The sequence below is a fragment of the Roseiflexus sp. RS-1 genome, assembly GCF_000016665.1.
GTDB lineage: Bacteria > Chloroflexota > Chloroflexia > Chloroflexales > Roseiflexaceae > Roseiflexus.
Genome location: NC_009523.1, coordinates 3,222,131 through 3,240,477, shown reverse-complemented (window position 1 = coordinate 3,240,477; position 18,347 = coordinate 3,222,131). Strand labels below are relative to the sequence as shown.

The 18,347-nt window shown below is 61.0% G+C and carries 20 protein-coding genes; 3 read left to right on the top strand and 17 right to left on the bottom strand.

Going from position 1 to position 18,347, the window contains the following annotated elements:
• Positions 1 to 29: 29 nt before the first annotated feature.
• From ROSERS_RS13480 to ROSERS_RS13450, 8 genes are all read right to left on the bottom strand, one after another.
• Entirely contained in the window at positions 30 to 1,019 is a 990-nt protein-coding gene (locus tag ROSERS_RS13480; RefSeq protein WP_011957334.1) for a beta-ketoacyl-ACP synthase III, read from the bottom strand.
• 81 nt (positions 1,020 to 1,100) lie between these two features.
• Entirely contained in the window at positions 1,101 to 1,298 is a 198-nt protein-coding gene (rpmF, locus tag ROSERS_RS25055; protein WP_083763299.1) for a 50S ribosomal protein L32, read from the bottom strand.
• Positions 1,299 to 1,325: 27 nt separating this feature from the next.
• Positions 1,326 to 1,868, bottom strand: a complete 543-nt coding sequence (locus ROSERS_RS13475; RefSeq protein WP_232282605.1) for a YceD family protein — start codon at positions 1,866 to 1,868, stop codon at positions 1,326 to 1,328.
• 73 nt (positions 1,869 to 1,941) lie between these two features.
• Positions 1,942 to 2,361 (bottom strand): hypothetical protein, encoded by a 420-nt coding sequence (locus ROSERS_RS13470; protein WP_011957331.1) that lies wholly within the window; start codon positions 2,359 to 2,361, stop codon positions 1,942 to 1,944.
• Positions 2,362 to 2,382: 21 nt separating this feature from the next.
• A complete protein-coding gene (coaD, locus tag ROSERS_RS13465) occupies positions 2,383 to 2,865 on the bottom strand; it encodes a pantetheine-phosphate adenylyltransferase (RefSeq protein WP_011957330.1) in 483 nt (160 codons plus the stop codon).
• Positions 2,866 to 2,930: 65 nt separating this feature from the next.
• Positions 2,931 to 3,548 carry a 16S rRNA (guanine(966)-N(2))-methyltransferase RsmD gene (rsmD, locus tag ROSERS_RS13460; RefSeq protein WP_011957329.1) on the bottom strand — a complete coding sequence of 206 codons (618 nt, stop codon included), beginning with the start codon at positions 3,546 to 3,548 and terminating at the stop codon, positions 2,931 to 2,933.
• Positions 3,549 to 3,563: 15 nt separating this feature from the next.
• Positions 3,564 to 4,931 carry an aspartate aminotransferase family protein gene (locus ROSERS_RS13455; RefSeq protein ID WP_011957328.1) on the bottom strand — a complete coding sequence of 456 codons (1,368 nt, stop codon included), beginning with the start codon at positions 4,929 to 4,931 and terminating at the stop codon, positions 3,564 to 3,566.
• Positions 4,931 to 5,665 (bottom strand): metallophosphoesterase family protein, encoded by a 735-nt coding sequence (locus ROSERS_RS13450; protein ID WP_011957327.1) that lies wholly within the window; start codon positions 5,663 to 5,665, stop codon positions 4,931 to 4,933. The genes ROSERS_RS13455 and ROSERS_RS13450 overlap by 1 nt, the downstream gene beginning before the upstream one ends.
• 209 nt (positions 5,666 to 5,874) lie before the next feature.
• Here ROSERS_RS13450 and ROSERS_RS13445 point away from each other — a divergent pair, with 209 nt between their 5' ends.
• Positions 5,875 to 7,506, top strand: a complete 1,632-nt coding sequence (locus ROSERS_RS13445; RefSeq protein WP_011957326.1) for a GerMN domain-containing protein — start codon at positions 5,875 to 5,877, stop codon at positions 7,504 to 7,506.
• A gap of 34 nt (positions 7,507 to 7,540) precedes the next feature.
• On the opposite strand, the gene ROSERS_RS13440 is transcribed toward ROSERS_RS13445, so the two are convergent.
• The 5 genes from ROSERS_RS13440 to ROSERS_RS13420 all read right to left on the bottom strand — a co-directional run bounded on the left by ROSERS_RS13440 (position 7,541) and on the right by ROSERS_RS13420 (position 10,103).
• A complete protein-coding gene (locus ROSERS_RS13440; RefSeq protein ID WP_011957325.1) occupies positions 7,541 to 7,876 on the bottom strand; it encodes a hypothetical protein in 336 nt (111 codons plus the stop codon).
• Positions 7,873 to 8,127: a hypothetical protein gene (locus tag ROSERS_RS13435; protein ID WP_011957324.1), complete on the bottom strand. Its 255-nt coding sequence runs from the start codon at positions 8,125 to 8,127 to the stop codon at positions 7,873 to 7,875. The genes ROSERS_RS13440 and ROSERS_RS13435 overlap by 4 nt, the downstream gene beginning before the upstream one ends.
• 71 nt (positions 8,128 to 8,198) lie before the next feature.
• A complete protein-coding gene (locus ROSERS_RS13430; protein ID WP_011957323.1) occupies positions 8,199 to 8,711 on the bottom strand; it encodes a CRISPR-associated protein Cas4 in 513 nt (170 codons plus the stop codon).
• A 3-nt stretch (positions 8,712 to 8,714) separates the two neighbouring features.
• Positions 8,715 to 8,963 (bottom strand): hypothetical protein, encoded by a 249-nt coding sequence (locus ROSERS_RS13425; RefSeq protein ID WP_011957322.1) that lies wholly within the window; start codon positions 8,961 to 8,963, stop codon positions 8,715 to 8,717.
• Between the two features lie 24 nt (positions 8,964 to 8,987).
• On the bottom strand, positions 8,988 to 10,103 hold the full coding sequence (locus ROSERS_RS13420) for a M50 family metallopeptidase (protein ID WP_041333678.1): 1,116 nt from the start codon (positions 10,101 to 10,103) through the stop codon (positions 8,988 to 8,990).
• A 535-nt stretch (positions 10,104 to 10,638) separates the two neighbouring features.
• Here ROSERS_RS13420 and ROSERS_RS13415 point away from each other — a divergent pair.
• Positions 10,639 to 12,528 carry a protein kinase domain-containing protein gene (locus ROSERS_RS13415; RefSeq protein WP_011957320.1) on the top strand — a complete coding sequence of 630 codons (1,890 nt, stop codon included), beginning with the start codon at positions 10,639 to 10,641 and terminating at the stop codon, positions 12,526 to 12,528.
• Positions 12,529 to 12,812: 284 nt separating this feature from the next.
• Complete coding sequence (locus ROSERS_RS13410) at positions 12,813 to 13,034, top strand: YgaP family membrane protein (protein ID WP_011957318.1); 222 nt, start codon at positions 12,813 to 12,815, stop codon at positions 13,032 to 13,034.
• Between the two features lie 161 nt (positions 13,035 to 13,195).
• Here ROSERS_RS13410 and ROSERS_RS13405 read toward each other — a convergent pair whose 3' ends face one another.
• From ROSERS_RS13405 to ROSERS_RS13390, 4 genes are read right to left on the bottom strand one after another with little or no spacing between them, the layout of a single operon-like run.
• Positions 13,196 to 14,692, bottom strand: coding sequence for an aminotransferase class V-fold PLP-dependent enzyme (locus ROSERS_RS13405; protein ID WP_011957317.1), 1,497 nt, complete (start codon positions 14,690 to 14,692; stop codon positions 13,196 to 13,198).
• A gap of 1 nt (position 14,693) precedes the next feature.
• Positions 14,694 to 16,256, bottom strand: coding sequence for a xylulokinase (locus ROSERS_RS13400; RefSeq protein ID WP_011957316.1), 1,563 nt, complete (start codon positions 16,254 to 16,256; stop codon positions 14,694 to 14,696).
• Positions 16,257 to 16,276: 20 nt separating this feature from the next.
• On the bottom strand, positions 16,277 to 16,894 hold the full coding sequence (locus ROSERS_RS13395) for a Uma2 family endonuclease (RefSeq protein ID WP_011957315.1): 618 nt from the start codon (positions 16,892 to 16,894) through the stop codon (positions 16,277 to 16,279).
• Positions 16,895 to 16,905: 11 nt separating this feature from the next.
• Entirely contained in the window at positions 16,906 to 18,342 is a 1,437-nt protein-coding gene (locus ROSERS_RS13390; RefSeq protein WP_011957314.1) for a flavin monoamine oxidase family protein, read from the bottom strand.
• Positions 18,343 to 18,347 lie beyond the last annotated feature (5 nt).

The following is an 18,347-nucleotide window of genomic DNA, read 5'->3' as shown; positions in this document are numbered from 1 at the left end:
GGGTTTGCAGGTTGCACTGCCCGTGATCTTCAGGCAGTCCAGCGGATCACCGCCGACGCCCAGGTAAGACCCCCGCCAAACGCAGTGAGGAGCGCATAGTCTCCCTTGCGCAGTCGCTGCTGCTCGACTGCTTCGACAAGTGCAATCGGGACGCTGGCGGCAGAGGTATTGCCGTAGCGGTCAAGGTTGACGAACACGCGCTCCATCGGCACTTCGAGGCGTCTGGCAGTTGCCTCGATGATGCGCAGGTTTGCCTGATGCGGGACAACCAGTGCAATATCATCAGGGGACAGACCGGCGACACGGATCGCTTCCAGGGAGGAGGCTGCCATTTCCCGCACGGCGTGCTTGAAGATCTCGCGCCCGTTCATATAGACATACTGACGTCCCTGTTCGAGGAGTTCCGGTGTCGCGGGGAGGCGCGTTCCGCCGGCATCGACCGCCATCAGGTCTTCCTGTTCGCCATCGGCGCCGAGCACGCACGAAATCAGCCCTGCCGGTTCATCGGAGGGTTGGAGCACCACGGCGCCTGCGCCATCGCCGAACAGCACACAGGTATTGCGGTCGTTCCAGTTGATGAAGTGGGTGAAGATATCGCAGGCAACGAAGAGCACATTGCGCGCCGCGCCGCTGCGGATCATGCTGGTTGCCACGTTCAAGCCATAGACGAAGCCGCTGCACGCTGCTACGAGATCGAAGGCGGCGGCGCGGCGCGCACCGATGCCCGCCTGGATGGTGCAGGCGGTTGCCGGGAATGGCCGGTCGGGCGTGCAGGTTGCCAGGATGACCGTATCGATCTGAGCGGCGTCGAGACCGGCGCGCTCAAGGGCGGCGCGTCCGGCTGCGATTGACAGCGTGGACGTATATTCGCCGGGACCTGCAACCCGGCGTTCACGAATACCGGTGCGGGTTTGAATCCACTCGTCGGATGTTTCGACTATTCGTTCAAGATCGGCATTCGTCAGCACACGTTCAGGAACCGCCATGCCCCAACCTGTCATCGCTGCGTAGTTCGCCATACTCGCCTCGATAATACAAAAAGGGTTACTGACGCGCCAGGATGGCAGGTCAATAACCCGTCACGACACGCCCGTGATGTGTTATTCCTCCCCGGCTTCGCTCTTTGGTTCGATAACCAGGCGGCCCCGGTAGTAGCCGCACGATTTGCAGACATAATGGGCGCGCATTAACGCGCCACAGCGCGTGCAGGGCACGAGCGTCGGCATGGCGATCCGCTGATGCTGGCGGCGATTGCCGCGTCGGTGGCGAGAGACTTTGGTTTTTGGTACGGCGCCCATGATAGACTTCACCTTCTCGATAGACAACTACTCTGGCTTCAGCAGTGCACGCAACGCGGCGAACCGTTCATCAATGCTGGTGCTGCCGCATGAACACTGCTCGACATTCAAATCTGCACCACACTCCGGGCAGAGACCGCGACAGTCGGGACGGCAGAGCGGCTGCATCGGCAGTTCGAGCAGCACATACTCGCGCAGCATCTCACCGACATCCGCCATATGCAACTCATCGAGGTAGAACGGGTCTTCCTCATCGGGTTGCGGCAGCGGCGTGCCAGTCGTCACGTCGATCCGTGAGTGAAACTCGTCCCGGAAGCGCACCTCAATATGCTGGACGGCGGGATTGAGGCAGCGGACGCACTCCATCACCACGGTTCCGCGAGCATGCACATCGACCAGGACACCACTGGCGGTGCGGGTAAATCGCACCGCGCCGACGACGTCGCGCATTTCGAGCACATCGTCGAGACGCAGGACCGGCTCGGTAAAGTCGTATCTGCGCGACCCGCCGACATACTCGCGGAGCAGTTGAGCGACGTTGAACTTCAGATCTGTGGTCGGTTTTGACATGTGCATCGATAGCGCCTTCTGCGCTCACAGGGGCTGCATTATAGGTCAGCGACGCCGCGTTGTCAAGGGATGATCACCTGCCGGAAGAATGCGGCTCACGCGCTGCTCCCAGTTCCTGGAGACCGTTCTGCACGCTGGTAATGACTTTCAGCAGGCGCTGTTCGAGTTCTTCGAGCACCTGGCGCGCATACTCATCGGCGCCAGCCCGCACGGCGCGCGCCTCGCGCTCCGCCTGTTCTAGCAGTCGCGCACGTTCAGCTTCGATTGCCTCCAGCAACCCCTGCTCGTGCAGCACCTGCTGCACCCGTTCCTGCGCCTCACGGATCAGGCGCTCCTGTTCGTTGATGATCCGGCGCGCCTGACGCAACTCCTCAGGGATCGCCACCCGCATCCGGTCGATAATGTCGAGCACGCGATCTTCGTCGATCAGCAACCGACCGCTAAACGGCACCCGTTTGCCTTCGGCAATCACATCTTCCAGTTCATCGATCAACTGATCCAGTTCGATGGCCCATCACCTCCTGCCATATGCGCGTTTCAGCGCTTCCACGACGGGACCGGGAACCAGCCAGGACACATCACCGCCAAGTGACGCAATTTCACGCACGGTGCTCGAACTGAAGAAGGTGTAGCGATGACTCGCCATAAACAGGACGATATCGATGTCGGGCGCCAGCGTTTGATTGATCTGCGCCAGTTGAAACTCTGCCTCAAAGTCGCCGACGGCGCGCATCCCGCGCACGATGACCGACGCGCCGACGCTGCGCACATAATCAACGGTCAATGTCGAATAGGTATCAACTTTGACACGCGGAAGGTGACGGGTCGATTCGCGCAGCAGGGCTACTCGTTCTTCTGTGCTGAAGAGCAACTGTTTATTGGGGCGATCAAAGACGGCCATGATGACCGTATCGAAAATGCGCGACGCACGCGCAGCAATATCGAGATGACCATTGGTAACGGGATCGAAGCTTCCTGGATAGACTGCGATCGTCACCCCTTCTCTCCTTCACTGATGCAACAAGGATTCGCAGAACGCTGCATCGTTCGATCAACCGTCGGTCAACCGTCGGTCGATGGCAGAACAGACTGATCGTGCGTCTCACCAGACCGGTCGGCAGCGTCGTCCGTCGCCAGGTCGTAGATTGAGAAGCACGAATCCCCCAGACGGCGGAATTTACGGCGGTGGAAACGCTGGTAGCGATCGTCGAGTTCAACACGCGGCGAGTGACCGACCACCAGGAGACCGGTATCTTTCAGAAGGTCGGCATCATGCACGGCGCAAATCGTCGCTTCAATTGCAGGATCGGCATAGGGCGGGTCCATAATGATTATATCATATTTCTCATGGGGACCTTGCCGATGCAGGAAACGCTCGACCGGCATCTGAAAGACGCGTGCGCGATCCGCCAGGCGGGTATGTTCCAGGTTTTCGCGAATGATCTGGCAGACATGCGCCTTGTGTTCGACGAAGTCGGCCCACGAGGCGCCACGGGAGAGACATTCGATGCCGAGTGCTCCGGTGCCAGCGTACAGGTCGAGCACCCGCCCACGAATCGGTCCGTACCCTTCAAGAACGGAAAAGAGCGCTTCCTTCACCCGATCCAGCATGGGGCGGGTGCCCAGACCCTTCGGCGCCTTCAGGCGATGCCCTTTTGCTGTACCGGTAATCACACGCATGGTTTATCCCGTCGATCATCTCTGTCGGCTGACGCCGGGTTGCGGTTGTGCGTCGGGTTCGCCGATCGCATCGAGTGTGGCGGCGAATGCTGCGATTGTGGCAGCGACATCGGCGGATGTGTGCGCTGCCGAAAGGAAACCGCTGCGCCCGCGCATGAGATCGACGCCGTGATTGATCATGCCGAGGCGTAGCAGGTGCACCAGGCGCGGATCGCCGCCACGTTTCAGTTCATCGGTCGGTGTGCGCGGGTCGAGTTCGCCAGCGGTGAAACCGTTGGAACATCCGGCGACAACATGGATGATCGATCCGTCGCCATAGGCTGCCCATCCGACCAGACGACGCTTCCGGATTTCGGCATTCATACTGGCAACGAGGGTCTCACCCAGCGTGGCGGCATATGCACAGGGCGCGCCATCAGCCACAATTTCGAGCATTGCGATCCCGGCGGCAGCCGCGAGCGGCGCTGCGTTGAATGTGCCAAAGTGACGAATTTTGCGTTCCTGGTTCCATTCAGCATCGCCAAACGCCAGATGTTTCAAGATATCGGCGCGCCCGCCAACAGCGCCGCCCGGCAACCCGCCTGCCATCACCTTCGCCAGGGTGGTCAGGTCGGCAACGACCCCTTCGCGCTGTTGTGCGCCACCCGGCGCAACACGAAACCCGGTGACGATTTCATCGCAGATCAACAGCACGCCATACTTCCAGGTCAACTGCCGGAGATCGCGCAGAAATCCGGCGGGCAACGGAACGGCGCCATACGATGCGCCGGTCGGTTCGAGAATGACGGCTGCCACATCGCTGCGTTTGCGCAGGACATCTTCGACATACGTGAGATCGGTCGGGACGACAATGGTCGACCCGGCCAATCCGTCGAGCAACCCGACCGGCAGGGTGTCATCCGTCGTATCGCGCGCCAGCATGTCGTGCCAGCCGTGGTAATGACCGGCAAAGCGAATGATAATCGGTTTGGCGGTGTAAGCGCGTGCCAGACGCAGCGCCATCATGGTAGCTTCGGTGCCGGACGCGGTGAAGCGCACCTGTTCGATGCCGGTAAAGAGACGCTTGATCAGGTGCGCCCATCGCAGGCTGAGTTCGTGTTCGGCGCCGTAATGAACGCCACGCTCCATCTGGCGTTGCACCGCTGCAACGATCGCTGGATGCCCATGACCGAGCAACAGCGCGCCGTGCCCCATCCAGTAGTCGATCAGTTCATTGCCATCGACATCCCATTTGCGTGCGCCTGCACACCGCTCAACGTAGAGGGGGAATGGCGTTACATAGCGTCCGTCGTGGGTGACGCCGCTGGGAAAAAGGGTCTGCGCCTGATCGAACAGCGCCTGCGATCGGGGATGGCGCTGGATGTACGTTTCGATGATCGACATCAGATGCCATACTCCAGCCGTGTGATCAACGCTGCGGGCAACTGCGCCTCGTGCATCTGGCGCTGGGTTCTCCCAACATCGTACTGAACACGGTGAAATGTGATCGTGTCGGTTGATGTGTCAAACACCGCAAATGCAGCGCGTGGATCCTGATTACGTGGTTGACCGACGCTGCCAGGGTTAATGATATACCGGAATCCGGGTTTAAGCATCAGGGTTGCGCCATTATCGGGGGAAGACGGTCCCTCGCAGCGACCTTCAGGCGTGAGTTGAAAGATCAGCGGCACGTGCGAATGCCCGATCAGGCAGACCTGCTGATCGAACCGGCGGAAGTTATCGAATGCCTGGTAGCGGGTCAGCAAATATTCCCAGATCGGCTCGCGCGGACTGCCGTGCGCCGCCAGGAACCGCTCATCTATCGGCTGGATGGGTTCGAGTTCTTCCAGCAATATCCGGTGGTCGTCCGTCAGTTGATCACCGTTCCAGACATTCGCTGCGCGCGCGTCCGGGTTGAAGTCGCTCAGATCCAGCAATCCCAGACAGGCGAGGTCGTGATTCCCTGCAAGCATCACACTTGCCACCGTGCGGATCGTTGCCACACACTCATTGGGACGCGGACCGTACCCGATGGTGTCGCCAAGGTTCCAGACGGTATCAAAAGAGCGGGCAGCGGACAAAACCGTTTCGAGCGCCACGATGTTCGAGTGAATATCCGAAAGTATCAGGATGCGCATAAAGAGACGTCTATCCTCGTAACCCTCTGTATCAGGCAACAGGGCATGACAGACATGATACCACGCCGGGCGCTTTCGTGGGGCGTTACAGCAAGCTGCAACCTGGCTGTAAGGTTTCGTTAATGCCAGGGCTTTGCGTCAACTTCTGCCCGCTCCTATAATACGCCTGAACGTCGTAGCACACAGCGTGCAAGGAGACCCGGCGCGCCATGAGCGAAGCACCGCCAACTGGCCAGGGATATTGCCCATATCTCGGTCTGAAGCAGAACCGCGCTATTCGCTTCTCGTCGCCAACGCCGGAGCATCGCTGCTATGTTGGCGGCGAGCCGGTCGAAATACCGGTGGATCAGAGCACCTTCTGCCTGTCTCGCAATCATGTTCAATGCCCATTATACATGGGTTTAACAATCCCCTCAACGCCAGCAACGATCAGTCCCGCTGGTGCAGCGACTGTCGCTCCCGGCGGTCTGCGGGGATGGTTGGGGACGCTGTCGCCGCGCGACCGCGCGATCTATGCGCTGATGCTGGGGATGCTGGCAATCATTATCCTGGTGTATGCGGTTGCAGGATGGCAGGCGCTCACCGGCGGCGGTCTGATGCCATCAACCGTTGTGGCATCACCGACGAGCGGTGGTGCGGTCGGTGCGCTGGAGACGGCGACTGCTACGGAGGGGGCGTCGCCGCAGCCAACACCGTCGGCTACGGCAACGGCAGTTCCTCCCACGCCGACGCCGCTGCCAACCAGTACGCCCTCGCCTCAACCTTCTCCCACGCCGACACCGGAACCGGTCATTCTTGTGCCAACGGCGTTGCCGACCCAACCGACCGGAGGTGCGACGATTGTTCCATCGCCGACCCTTCAACCGACGCAGCTGCCGGTCACACCTGGAGTGACCGCAACGGTTCAACCGACGCAACCGACCGCAACGCCCACGGCAACTATCATGCCGCCAACCGCTGTTCCAACGACACCGCCGTCGCCGCCACCGCCGACGGCGCCTCCTGCAACGCCGCGACCACCGGCGCCAACCGTGCGCAATGAGCGGTTGTGGCTCTACTTCGGGGATGCAACCGGCACACTATTCGTTCCGACTCAACGGCTCGTTCCAGTTGAGGATCGCAAGGTGGCGACTGCCGCTATCAATGCGCTGATTGAAGGTCCGCGCAATGGTCTGGAACGGCTGGTCGATCCGCAGGCACGGTTGTTGGGCATCACGATCAGCAACGGACTCGCAACTGTCAACTTCGACCGACCGCCCCACTTGAACGGCGATCCGCGCGGGTTGCACTCGATTGTGCTGACGCTGACCCATTTCGAGACGATCAATCGCGTCCAGTTCCAGGTCAATGGCGCCAACATCGGCATCAACGGAAGCGGTCCTATCGCCCGTCCGGTTGTCAATCCGCTCAACCCGGACAATCTGCCGGTCGATTATGCAGCGACGGAATTTTTGCCGACGTACTATCTGGCAAATGATGGGTATCACACGATTCGCATCATTCGCATGGTTCCGAAGACGCGTCAGGTTGCGGAGGGGACAGTCCGCGCCCTGATCGAGGGACCGGGGATCTATGAGTACGCGGTGCAGCGCACCATCCCGCCGACGACTGAACTGCGCTCGATTGGGATCAACCGGGGGGTTGTGCGCGTCGATTTCAGCGCACAGTTCGCCGAGGCGGCGGATCGTGCGGCTGCGGTGCGCACGCTGGTCGAGTCGCTGACAACGCTGCCGGGTGTCACCGGGGTGCAGATTTTTGTCGAGGGGCGCTCACTGGCGGAGTGGTGGGGAGAGCCGTATGGGAAGGTCTTCCCGAAACCGTTGATCAATCCGGAGGGATGACTCCCGTATTCTGTCTGCGCTGCGGATGGCGCTCCTACCACCAGCGCCACTGCACATAACTGTGTTCCTGTGGCGGGACGATGCGGCAGCGTTCACACACCCGGAAGGGAATGCCGGTCTCGCGCTCCAGGAGGAGATTCTCCCGCCCGCCGCAGTACCGACAGATGCTCAGATTTTCAATATCGTCAGCGCGCCAGAGTTGCGGGATGAGGGTCAGTTCCAGCGGGTGCATGCCATCGATCGCGGCAATCTTGACGCATACCGCTGCGGGAAAGACCGCTTCAACACGGGCAAAAAGGTGGTAGCGGTACGAATATACCTCATCGCCGACGCGAATGGCGCCTATTCGTGGATGGGTCCGAATTTTCATAGCGTTCTCAACTGCGCAACCAGACTGCGCAATGCTCCTTCTTCCAGGCGAAACGCGGCGTGATCGGCAAACATCAGGGTGTCGAGTATGTCGGCAATACGCTCTTCGGCGCCGGTTTCGATCTGTGCCAGACCGAGTTCGACGGCGTAGAATCGGTCGAATGCCCATGCCGCCAGCGTTTCGTCGGTGATAGCGCCGCTCAATCGAGCTTCGATCTGTTCAGCCAGCATTTCGCGCGTAATAATGGTCATCGAGATGTTCGCAGCAATCTGCTCTCTTCAGTGTTCGGGCGTTCCGCGTTCCCATATTCTGCCTGCAACCGTCAACCGATGATTGCCTGATCGCACTGCGATAAGAAGCCGCATCCCCGACAGCGTGCAGGATCATCGTGACTCCGATCACAGTCGTTGTCAAGGGCGTTGCGCATTTCGTCGAGCAGTGTCAGCACTTCTTCGCGCACCCGCGCGGTATACGAGAGACGGAAGGTGCGCTCCGCGTACCGCAGCAGACCATAGGGCGGGGCGACGCCGGTCGTTTCCTCGATCAGTACGCAGTACGCTGCCAGTTGCATCAGATCGGATTCATACGGATGCGCAGCGTTTCGCCCCGGTTTGACTTCTACGGGTATGAGACATCCGCGCATCTGGATCAGATAATCGGGCTTGCCGACCAGTCCGATCCGGCGCGCAACCAGTGGTCGTTCCGGCGTCCAGGCGTCGGTATCGTGATAGACCACCGGCGCCCACGGAAGTCCGGTTGCAGCACGGAGGCGCAGCGCACCGATCAGAGCGATCAGCGCCAGCATGATCAACGCCAATCCGACGGTGATCGCCATGGCTCAGCCCGCATATCCGCCGCCGACCAGCACAATCAACGCAGCAACGCCGAGCAACACTGCCACAGCCAGCAACAGACGACTCAGCGCCACCGAGCGTGCGTGGCGGCGGTGCAGAGTCGTACCGCGCTCACGCCGTTCACGCCCCTCTGGTTCCAGTCCGGCGACACGGCGCAGCCACCAGGATCGGGCGCAGTACACATATTCGCCCACTTCGCTGGCGCGGATCGTCGGTAAACGTCGGTGAGCCATAGCACATCAGCAACAGGCGGACCCTCACCCCCCACCCAGCACCGGGTTCCCGCCAATCCAGTTCGCCACGTCGGAAACCGTAATCACGACCATCAACCCCATGAGCATCATGAATCCGATGGCGTGCACCATTGCTTCACGCTCCGGCGGAATCTTCTTCCCACCGCGCGCAATCTCGATCAGGGCAAACAGGATGTGACTGCCGTCCAGTGCCGGGATGGGCAGCAGGTTGATCAGAAACAGGTTCAGGCTGATGAGCGCCGTCCACTGCCAGAAGCCGATCCAGCCATCGCGCTGGAGAACCTCGCCGGTTCCACGCGCAATCCCGACGACGCCAGCGACCCCGCCCGGCGGCGCCTGGGTCAGCCCCAGCAGACTGCCGAGCATCTGCCCGATGCCGCCGATAAAGCGCCCGAGGATCTCGAAGGTGTACGAGAACCCGGTGGTCAAAGCCTGGGGCAGGGTTGCCGGGACGATCTGCATGTTGGGGGCGTAGGCGAAACCGAAGCCATTTTCGTACACAACGCCATCACGTTCCCACCTGCCGGGAGTAACGACGAGAATGACGCGGGCGCCATCACGCTCAACGACCGCCTCGATCGGGCGTCCGCGGTTCTCTGCCGCGATCTGGCGAATCTCGCTCAGATCGGTGCGGAGTGGACGACCGGCGAGTGAGAGGAGCAGGTCGCCGCTGCGCAATCCGGCGCGTTCGGCTGGCGTTCCCGGATAGACGACATCGATCCGCGCGCCGTCGAAGGCGGCAGGAATGCCACGCGCCATGAAAATGGCGCTGAAGATGGCGAATGCCAGCAGCAGGTTCATCAGCGGACCTGCGAAGAGCACGACGATTTTTTTCCAGGGTGACGCAGTCGCCAGACTGCCGACGCCGTAGATCTGATCGCCTTCGCCGCTGAAGCGCACAAATCCGCCGATAGGCAACCAGTTGAGGGTGTACTTAACACCATTCCGTTCGAAGAGCACCATTGCTCGCGGCGGGTATCCAAGACCAAACTCTTCGACCTTGATGCCAAACCATACTGCTGTCAAAAAATGCCCCAACTCATGCACCAGCACCAGCAGTCCCAGCATGAGAAGAAAGGCGGCAATGGTCACCAGACCGCTCGGTACACTTTCCAGCACTGCATCTCTCCTGTGATGAACCGGCAGACGCCGCGCCCCCCTTTGGATCGGCGTGTTGCGCACAGGGTAGTGTACCCATTGTGAAAGCGCCTGTCAACCGGGTTGGGCGTTGAAGGTTGAAGGTTGAAGGTGGGAACGTTGGGGTGGTGAGCGTTGGGTGTTGAACGTTGAAGGTTGAAGGTTGAAGGTGGGAACGTTGGGATGGTGAGCGTTGGGTGTTGAACGTTGAAGGTTGAAGGTTGAAGGTGGGAACGTTGGGATGGTGAGCGTTGGGTGTTGAACGTTGAAGGTTGAAGGTTGAAGGTGGGAACGTTGGGATGGTAAGCGTTGGGTGTTGAACGTTGTGGTTTTCAAAGATGAACATGTGTGCTATAATTAGTGGCATGATTGTTCCCTTTTGTTTGGAGCAAGTGCGCAGAAGCATAACGTTTTGCGGCAACCGAATGTTGCGTCCGTTTGCGTTCGGCGGCACACCGCGTTATACTCATCGCGCTGGCATTGCTCGAAGCGTTTTGTTCTGCGTCGAAGGCTGGCGATGGCGACACTACGGGCACAGTCACACTCCGGCAATAGCGACACGACCGGTTCGGCGTCGCAGTCGGGCGCTGCCCGCGAACTGCGCAACTATCGCCTCGATCAGCGGATCGGTCAGGACGAACTGGCAGTCGTGTACCGCGCCACGCATCTGACGCTCGACCGCCCGGTGCTGGTCTCGGTGCTCCATCGCACCGACTGGGTATCGTCGAGTCGTTTTCAACTTGCCGGTCGTCTCGCCGCGCATTTGACCCATCCCAACCTGCTGCCGGTGATTGATGCCGGGTATGATGAGCGGATCGGGCACTATCTGGTGACGCCGTACCTGGATACGCGCTCGTTGCAGGATGTGCTGGCGGGTGGGGCGCTCGAACCGTTGCAGGCGCTCCGTATCGCCACGCAACTCGCCAGTGTGCTCGATTATCTCCACGCGCAGAATATCGTCCACCGCGATGTGCAACCGGCGAACATTATGATCACGCCGCAGGGAACTGCATACCTGACGAATCTGAGCCTGGCGGCGGCACCGGATACGCCGGATCTGTCGAGCATCGACGATACCGACTATCGCACGCCGTACACCGCGCCGGAGCAGACGTTGCGCTCCGGGCAGCCGACGCCAGCCAGCGATCTGTACAGCCTTGGCGCAGTCATTTACCATATGTTCAGTGGCGAGTCGCCGCCGCCAGCGGGTACGCCGCCGTCGCTGGCGCTGCGGGACGAAGCGCTCACTGCGGTTGATCGGGTGATCCAGCGTCTGATGGCGCACCATCCGTCGCAGCGGTACAGTAGCGCTGGTCAGGCGATCACGGCGCTGCGGCAGGCGTTGCGGGCACAGATCGACGCCGTGACGGTCGATATGGAGGAGTCGCGCTGGGAGCCGATCGCCGAATGGCTCGAAAACCCGCTCGAAACAGTGCTCGGCAACCTGATCGATGCCGATTTCGTCGCCCGCAGCCGTGCCCGCGCCGATGCGCTGCATCGGGTCGATGCCATCCGGCGCCTGCTGGATCGCTGGAGTCGCCAGAATTGGACGCACCGACCGCAACTCGGTCATCTGATCGAGCCAGAGCAGATTGTCAGTTACAACCTCTATTTTTACGAGTTGCGCGTGGCGTATGAAACCCGCACCTCGCCACAGGTGCGGCTCGGTGTGCATCGCGGCGGCGCACTGACGCCGGTGCGTGAGGCGAGCCTGTGGGAAGCGCCGGTTCCCGATCTGCCGCCGTTCGAGACGCACGCCGCCGAAACGATGACTCTGCCGGGGTCGCAGCGTGTGGTTGGTTGCCCGGAGTGCAGCGGTGCGGGCAGGATTCCGTGTCGAACGTGCGAGGGAAGCGGGACAGTGCTGCGCACGCGCAGGGTTAAGGAACCGGATGGCACGACGCGCGTTGAGCAACTCTCGGAAGAGTGTCCGACCTGCCGCGGGTACGGGCGCGAGGAGTGCGAACGCTGCGAGGGAACCGGACAACTGCTCGAAGAGAAGGTCTTCTCCTGGTCACGTTCCGCACGCGCCTATTTCAATGAGGACGACCTCAGCGGCTTGCATAAGCCGACGCTCCAGGCGAAAGCGCAGAAGGTCTTCGAGGGTCCGGTGTCGCTGCGCGAGGGGCACTGGTATCAGGTTGCGCCGCTAAAAGAATTGATCGAGGAAGCGCAGCGCGGTTGCGGTGATGATACCCGCGTGATCGCTGCTGAACTGATCATCCGCGGCGTTCCGGTGACCGAGGTTGATTATCGCTTTCGCGATCAACCGCGCACGCTGGCGTTCATCGGCTTCGATAACACCCTCAAAGGCGATATGACCCTCTACGATGTCGAGCGTATCGTGCTGTACGCCATTATTCTGGTGATGGCGATCACGCTTGCAGCGATCCTCGCGCTGCGCTGAGCACGACGTTCGCCTGACCGCCGCAGCATTGATATCCAATCTGGTGGAACACGATGCGCGTGGTACACCGGTGTTTGTTCAACCCTCCGCGCCGGTTGCCGGAGAACGCGGTCGTTCTGCCCTCGCTCCCGTGATGACAGCCGATTTGATAGGACCGGGCGCTGCGATGCTGCGTCTGATCTTCCCCTGCTCTGTCCCTCTGCACTATGTAACATTTTTCACACATGCTACGTCTAATATGGCGGAACAATGAAACAGTACAACCACAACTGAAAGGAGGGACGATGATGTTCCATCAAAATGTCGGTCCTATCGATCGTGGCATCCGGGCAATTGCCGGTATTGTGCTGCTCGTTGCCACGTTTGTGCTGCTGAGCGGCTTCTGGCAGATCCTTGCCGCGGTGGTGGCGGTCATTCTGCTGATTACCGCCGTTTTTGGCGTGTGCCCGCTCTATTCGGCGCTTGGCATTGATACCACGCCAACGAAGCCGGCAGCGAAGCACTGAGTTTGTCGGCGGTTGAACCAACGGATGGTTCAACCGGTTGCCCGTAGCAGCTCTGTCGTGCGAGTAGGGACGAGGGTCAGGAGTTCTCTTTTTCGCAACCGCACGAGGCGCGGGATATGTCCTGCGTCTCGTGCGGTTTCTGCTTCGATGATGTGCCGGATCTACGGTTTGTACACCACGTCGAGATAGCGCCGCAGCAGGTCGCCGATGACGCCACGGAACGGCAGTGATGCAGCCATGCCGTACACCGGCGCCATTCCCCCTCTGGCGCGCGGTTCACGGCGAACGGCAGCGACCGAGTCGCGCAGGTCGGCGATGAATCGGTCGGCGACGCCGGGCGCAGTGTGTGGCAGGGTGACGCAGATGTGGACTGCTGGAGGATGGTGCAGTCCGTTGAGGTTCCAGCCGCGTTGCGCCATCCGGTCAAGGATGCGGTAGATGTCCAGGCGCGTCGCTGTGAAGGCGATCACCCAGAGCGGATCGCCGAGAATGCGGAGTTCCGGGATCGCCTCGATGCCGGTGCGGATCCGATGCGCTGTTTCCAGGATGCGCCGCGTTGCTTCCAGATACCCCTGTTCCCCCATGCTGACCATCGCCGCCCACGCAGCAGCGCTCAGTGCGCCAGGACGACTGCCCGCCATCGTTGGTGAAACGTACAGCCCGCCGGGCCAGTCGGCGGCGACATAGTACTGGAAGCGTCGCAATGCTTCGGTGCGGTAGAGAATGACAGAGGTTCCTTTGGGCGCATACCCGTATTTGTGTGTATCAACCGAGATGGAAGTTACTCCGGGGACGTTGAAGTCGAACGGCGGAACCGGATAGCCGAGACGCTGCGCCCAGGGGAGCACAAACCCGCCCAGGCAGGCATCGACGTGTATGCCAATGCGTCGATCATGCGCCAGCGCCGCAAGATCGGCAATCGGGTCAATAACACCGTGCGGGAATGAGGGCGCTGAACCGACCAGGGCAATCGTGTTGCGGGTCAGAGCGCGGCGCGCGGCGGCAACGTCGGCGCGGAAGCCGTCATCAACCGGGATGCGCACCAATCGGATGCCAAAGTAGTGTGCAGCTTTGTCGAACGCTGCGTGCGCGGTGACCGGCGCAACCACTTCGGGATGGCGAATGCCCAGACGTTCACGCGCCCAATCGCGGTAGGTCTTCATGGCGAGCAGAATGCTCTCGGTGCCGCCGGAAGTGACGGTGCCGCACACGCCCGGTCCGCCGCCGAGCATGGTCGCCGTCATTGCAACAATCTCCGCCTCGTATCGCGCAATGCTGGGCCAGAGATCGACGTGTAGCGGATTGCTTACGGAATGGAGCGCATACGCCTGATTCAGAAACGCAAGGTGATCGGGATCGCCGTGGTACACCGCGCCCGACACATACCCGTCGCGCCAGCGCGGTGTTTCGCGTTCGGCAAGCTGGCGCATCATGGCAAGGATATCATCGCGGTTGCGTCCGACCGGCGGGAGGCGGGTATATGCCGGAAATTCGTGGCGGTATGGTTTGAGCGATGGTTCAATATCGGCAAGCAGTGCAGCATACTGCGCTTCGAGCCGTCGCTGAACCGCCGGAATGCGCCGCAGCGCCGCCTCAAATGCGGCAGCGGCACGCGCGCCCAGCGGGTTGATGATCTGGCGAAGGCGGGAACGGGCCATATCACCTCCGGTTCAGTCGGGCGTAAATGTCCCGATTCTGGCGATAGATCCGAATGAACGCACGAAACAGTTCGTCGTAGATGCGCGTATACTCAGGGTGCGGACGGTGGACGGCAGCGATCGGCGCGACAATATCGCTGAACGAACGTCGTCCAATCGCAACGGCTGCGATCAGCGCCGCTCCACGCGCATTCGCCAGGATCGGGTGGGACGCCTGATGGATCGGGCGCCCCAGCACATCGGCGAAGATCTGCCCCCACACGGCTGACTGTGCGCCGCCGCCGGTGATGATGATCGCGCCAGGCGGACGTCGCAGGCAGCGCTGCACTGCGTCGCGCAGCCAGCGCATATTGTAAGCGACCCCTTCCATCACGGCGCGCATCATTTGGGCGCGTGTGGTTGTCAGCGACAGGTTATGGAACCCGCCGCGCACCGTGTGATCTTCGACCGGCGTGCGTTCGCCGTAGAGCCAGGGGGTGAAGATCACGCCACCGCTTCCGGGCGCTTCGCGTTCCACTATTCGATCCAGCAGGTCATAAAAGCGCTCAGGACGCGACGTTGTGAACTCATCATCGGGGAAGAGCAGATTGTCGCGCAGGAAGGTGATGCACGCGCCGGCGCACTCCTGTTCGTTGGTGAGCAGATATTTTCCCGGAATTGCCGACGGCAGCGATGCCATATTGTGGATCAGGTCGGTGCGCTTGAACGGCACGTGGCAGACGAGCCACGATGAGGTGCCAACGTACAGGTTGGCATCGTAGTCGCGCACTGCGCCAGCGCCCACCGCCGCCGAATGAATATCCGATGAGCCAACCGCGACCGGCGCGCCCGGTTCGATTCCGAGATGCATAGCGGCGTCGGCAGTCAGCGGTCCGAGGATATCGATCGCGCGTCGCAGGTCGGGCAACTTCGCCCGTTCGACGCCGGTCAGCGCCAGCAGTTGCGGTGCATAATCCACCCGATCAATTGCACGATTGTCGGTCAACCAGTGAAGGGTGATCGAGTCGAACGACGCAGCGCGCACCCCGGTCAGGCGCAGGTTGATATAATCCTTCGGTTCGAGAAAGACGCTGGTTGCGCGGTACACATCGGGATGGGCGCGGCGCAGGTACAGGATGTGCGCCAGCGGGTCCTTGCCGGCAAGACCGGGCGCGCCGCCGGTGAGACGTATCCAGGTTATCAGTTTTGCGGCGCCGTACCCCGCAATCGTCGGACGACCGGCAACCAGCGTGCGGATATCCGGCGCACCGCGCGAGTCCATCCAGATGATTGCACTGGCGAGTGGTTGATTGTCGCCACCGACGGCGACCGTTCCCGACCACTGTGCCGTTGCACTGACGGCGGCAACGCGGGTGATGCCGGTGGCGGCGGTCAAACGGCGCGCAGCCCGCCCGATCGCCTCCCACCACTCCTCTGCGTGCTGCTCGGCGCCGCCGTTCGGAAGCAGCGTCAATCGCACCGGCTCGAACTCCCACGCCAGAATCTCGCCCGCAACCGTCACCAGCGCAACTTTGGGACCAGAGGTGCCAAGGTCAATTGCCAGGATGGGCATGTCCGGTTTCATCGACTCTGGAGGTGTTCCATTTATGATGCATCAAAAACTGCATCGACACTCACACTGAAGCCCTCGAGCAGCGCCGAATCCGCCTGATCGCCGCGCCGGAAGATGCCGTGAGGTTCGTAGCCGTCGCCAGCAAGCGACAGAACGGTGATCGTCTCGTCCAGTGGATTGACAATCCAGTATTCGGGTATTCCTGCGCCAGCGTAGTCGTGCACCTTATCGACCGTATCACATTCCGGATCGTCCTCACTCACCACGTCCAGCACCAGATCGGCGCCGGACCAGTAGCGGTTTTGTGCTCGCGGATCGTCGGCGTGCAACAGGAGCAACAGGTCCGGCTCACGGAACGCTGCCGGACTGACTCGCAATCGGAGCGGCGCGAAGAGGACCAACCCGCCGCGTGGTTGCAGGAACGCGAAGAACACGCGGTACAAAAACGCCAGAATCATCTGGTGGCGTTGTGTAGGCATCGGCAGCACCTCCAGGTTGCCATGAGAAAACTCCACCAGACAGCGCGTATAATCGGTCAGTTTCAGATACTGATCGACTGTCCAGAGACCCTGCAACGGTGCAAGATCGATGGTGACGCCATCCGTTTCACGCACCAGCAGCAAGGGTGAGTTGCGTGTGACCGTTGTCATAACGAATCTCCCTATGGCGCCCGGTGCACTGCAATCGCCGCGCGCAAGCCGGACTCAATCGCCCCCTGGATCCAGGCATGGTACAGCGATGCATGTTCACCGGCAAAATGGAAGCGCCCCTCCGGTTCGATAATCGCATCGTGAAGCAATGTCTGCTGTCCTGGTTCAAAGAGCGCGAACGCGCCACCGGCAAACTCATCATCGTGCCACATATACGAAGCGCCGACCTCGAACTCTGTGGTGATCTGCGGATGAATGACGGCGACATTCTCCAACGCCTGCTCAATACGGTCGCGCGGTGTGAGCGACCCCCAGCGTTGCGCGTCCTCCGACCAGGTATAACTGGCGAGCAGCACGCCGCGTCCAGTCTCTTTGCCCCAATCGGTGTAGTACAGATTGCGGATGGGCATATCCGTCACCGTTCCGCCGCCATAGATTCCGTCGTCAGTTTCCCAGAAGCGGCGACGGCACTGGAAGAAAATCTTGGCGGCGGCATCGTAGTGCAACTGGCGGATAGCGCGCTGTTTTGCGCGCGAGAAGGGTTTGATCACCTCGATGTGCCGCAGCACCGGGAACGGCGCGGTGATGACGGCATCATCGCCCACTGCCTGAAAGCGCCCTGCCATCGTCTGGTAATGGACAATCGCCTGATCGGGCGTCTGGTCGAGCGCAACCATACGCGCGCCATAGCGAATGCGCCCTTCGAGTTCCGGCAGGAACGCATGGACGAAGCGGTCCATCCCACCGACGATCTGGCACATATTGGTGTAGTAGTTGCCGGCTTCTTCGCGGAAGAGTTCCAGGAAGGAGGAATTCATCAGCGCTTCCTGGTTGTTCAGCAGACCGAACATCTCGATCAGTCCTTCCGACCACCCCTTGAGTTCGAGGAACTCGCGCACCGAGTATGCGTCGTACTCTGCATAGATCGCATCCCAGCCCGCCTGCCCATCCCGCTCGATCTGCGCTACCAGCGGACGAATAGTTTCCGCCCAGATGTCGCCAGCGAGTCTGCCTTTCTCCGCTGGCGCCGTTTCGAACCCGAGCGCATCGGGGTTGGACCGCACCTCCGCCAGACGACGTTTGACCCCGCCGATATGCACCCAGGTCTGATCGCTTTCCATCATGAAATCGGTGGTCGGCAAGCCAAATCGGTCGATATACATCATCGTCAGGGTATGCGCACGCGGAATGCGCATTGCCCCGGCTTCGCCGTACAATCCGTTGGAGAAAGGTTCGCGGAGGGTGCAGATCCGCCCGCCGACGCGGTTGCGCGCCTCCAGGATCAGGGGATCATGCCCGGCGCGCAGCAGTTCGTAGCCAGCAACCAGCCCGGCAACCCCGGCACCGACGATAATCACCCGCTTTGGGCGCGATGGTGGACCAAACGCTGGTACGATCCCACGACGAATCACATCCACGTACTCTGGCGTCGAATACTCTGCTGGCACAGGCG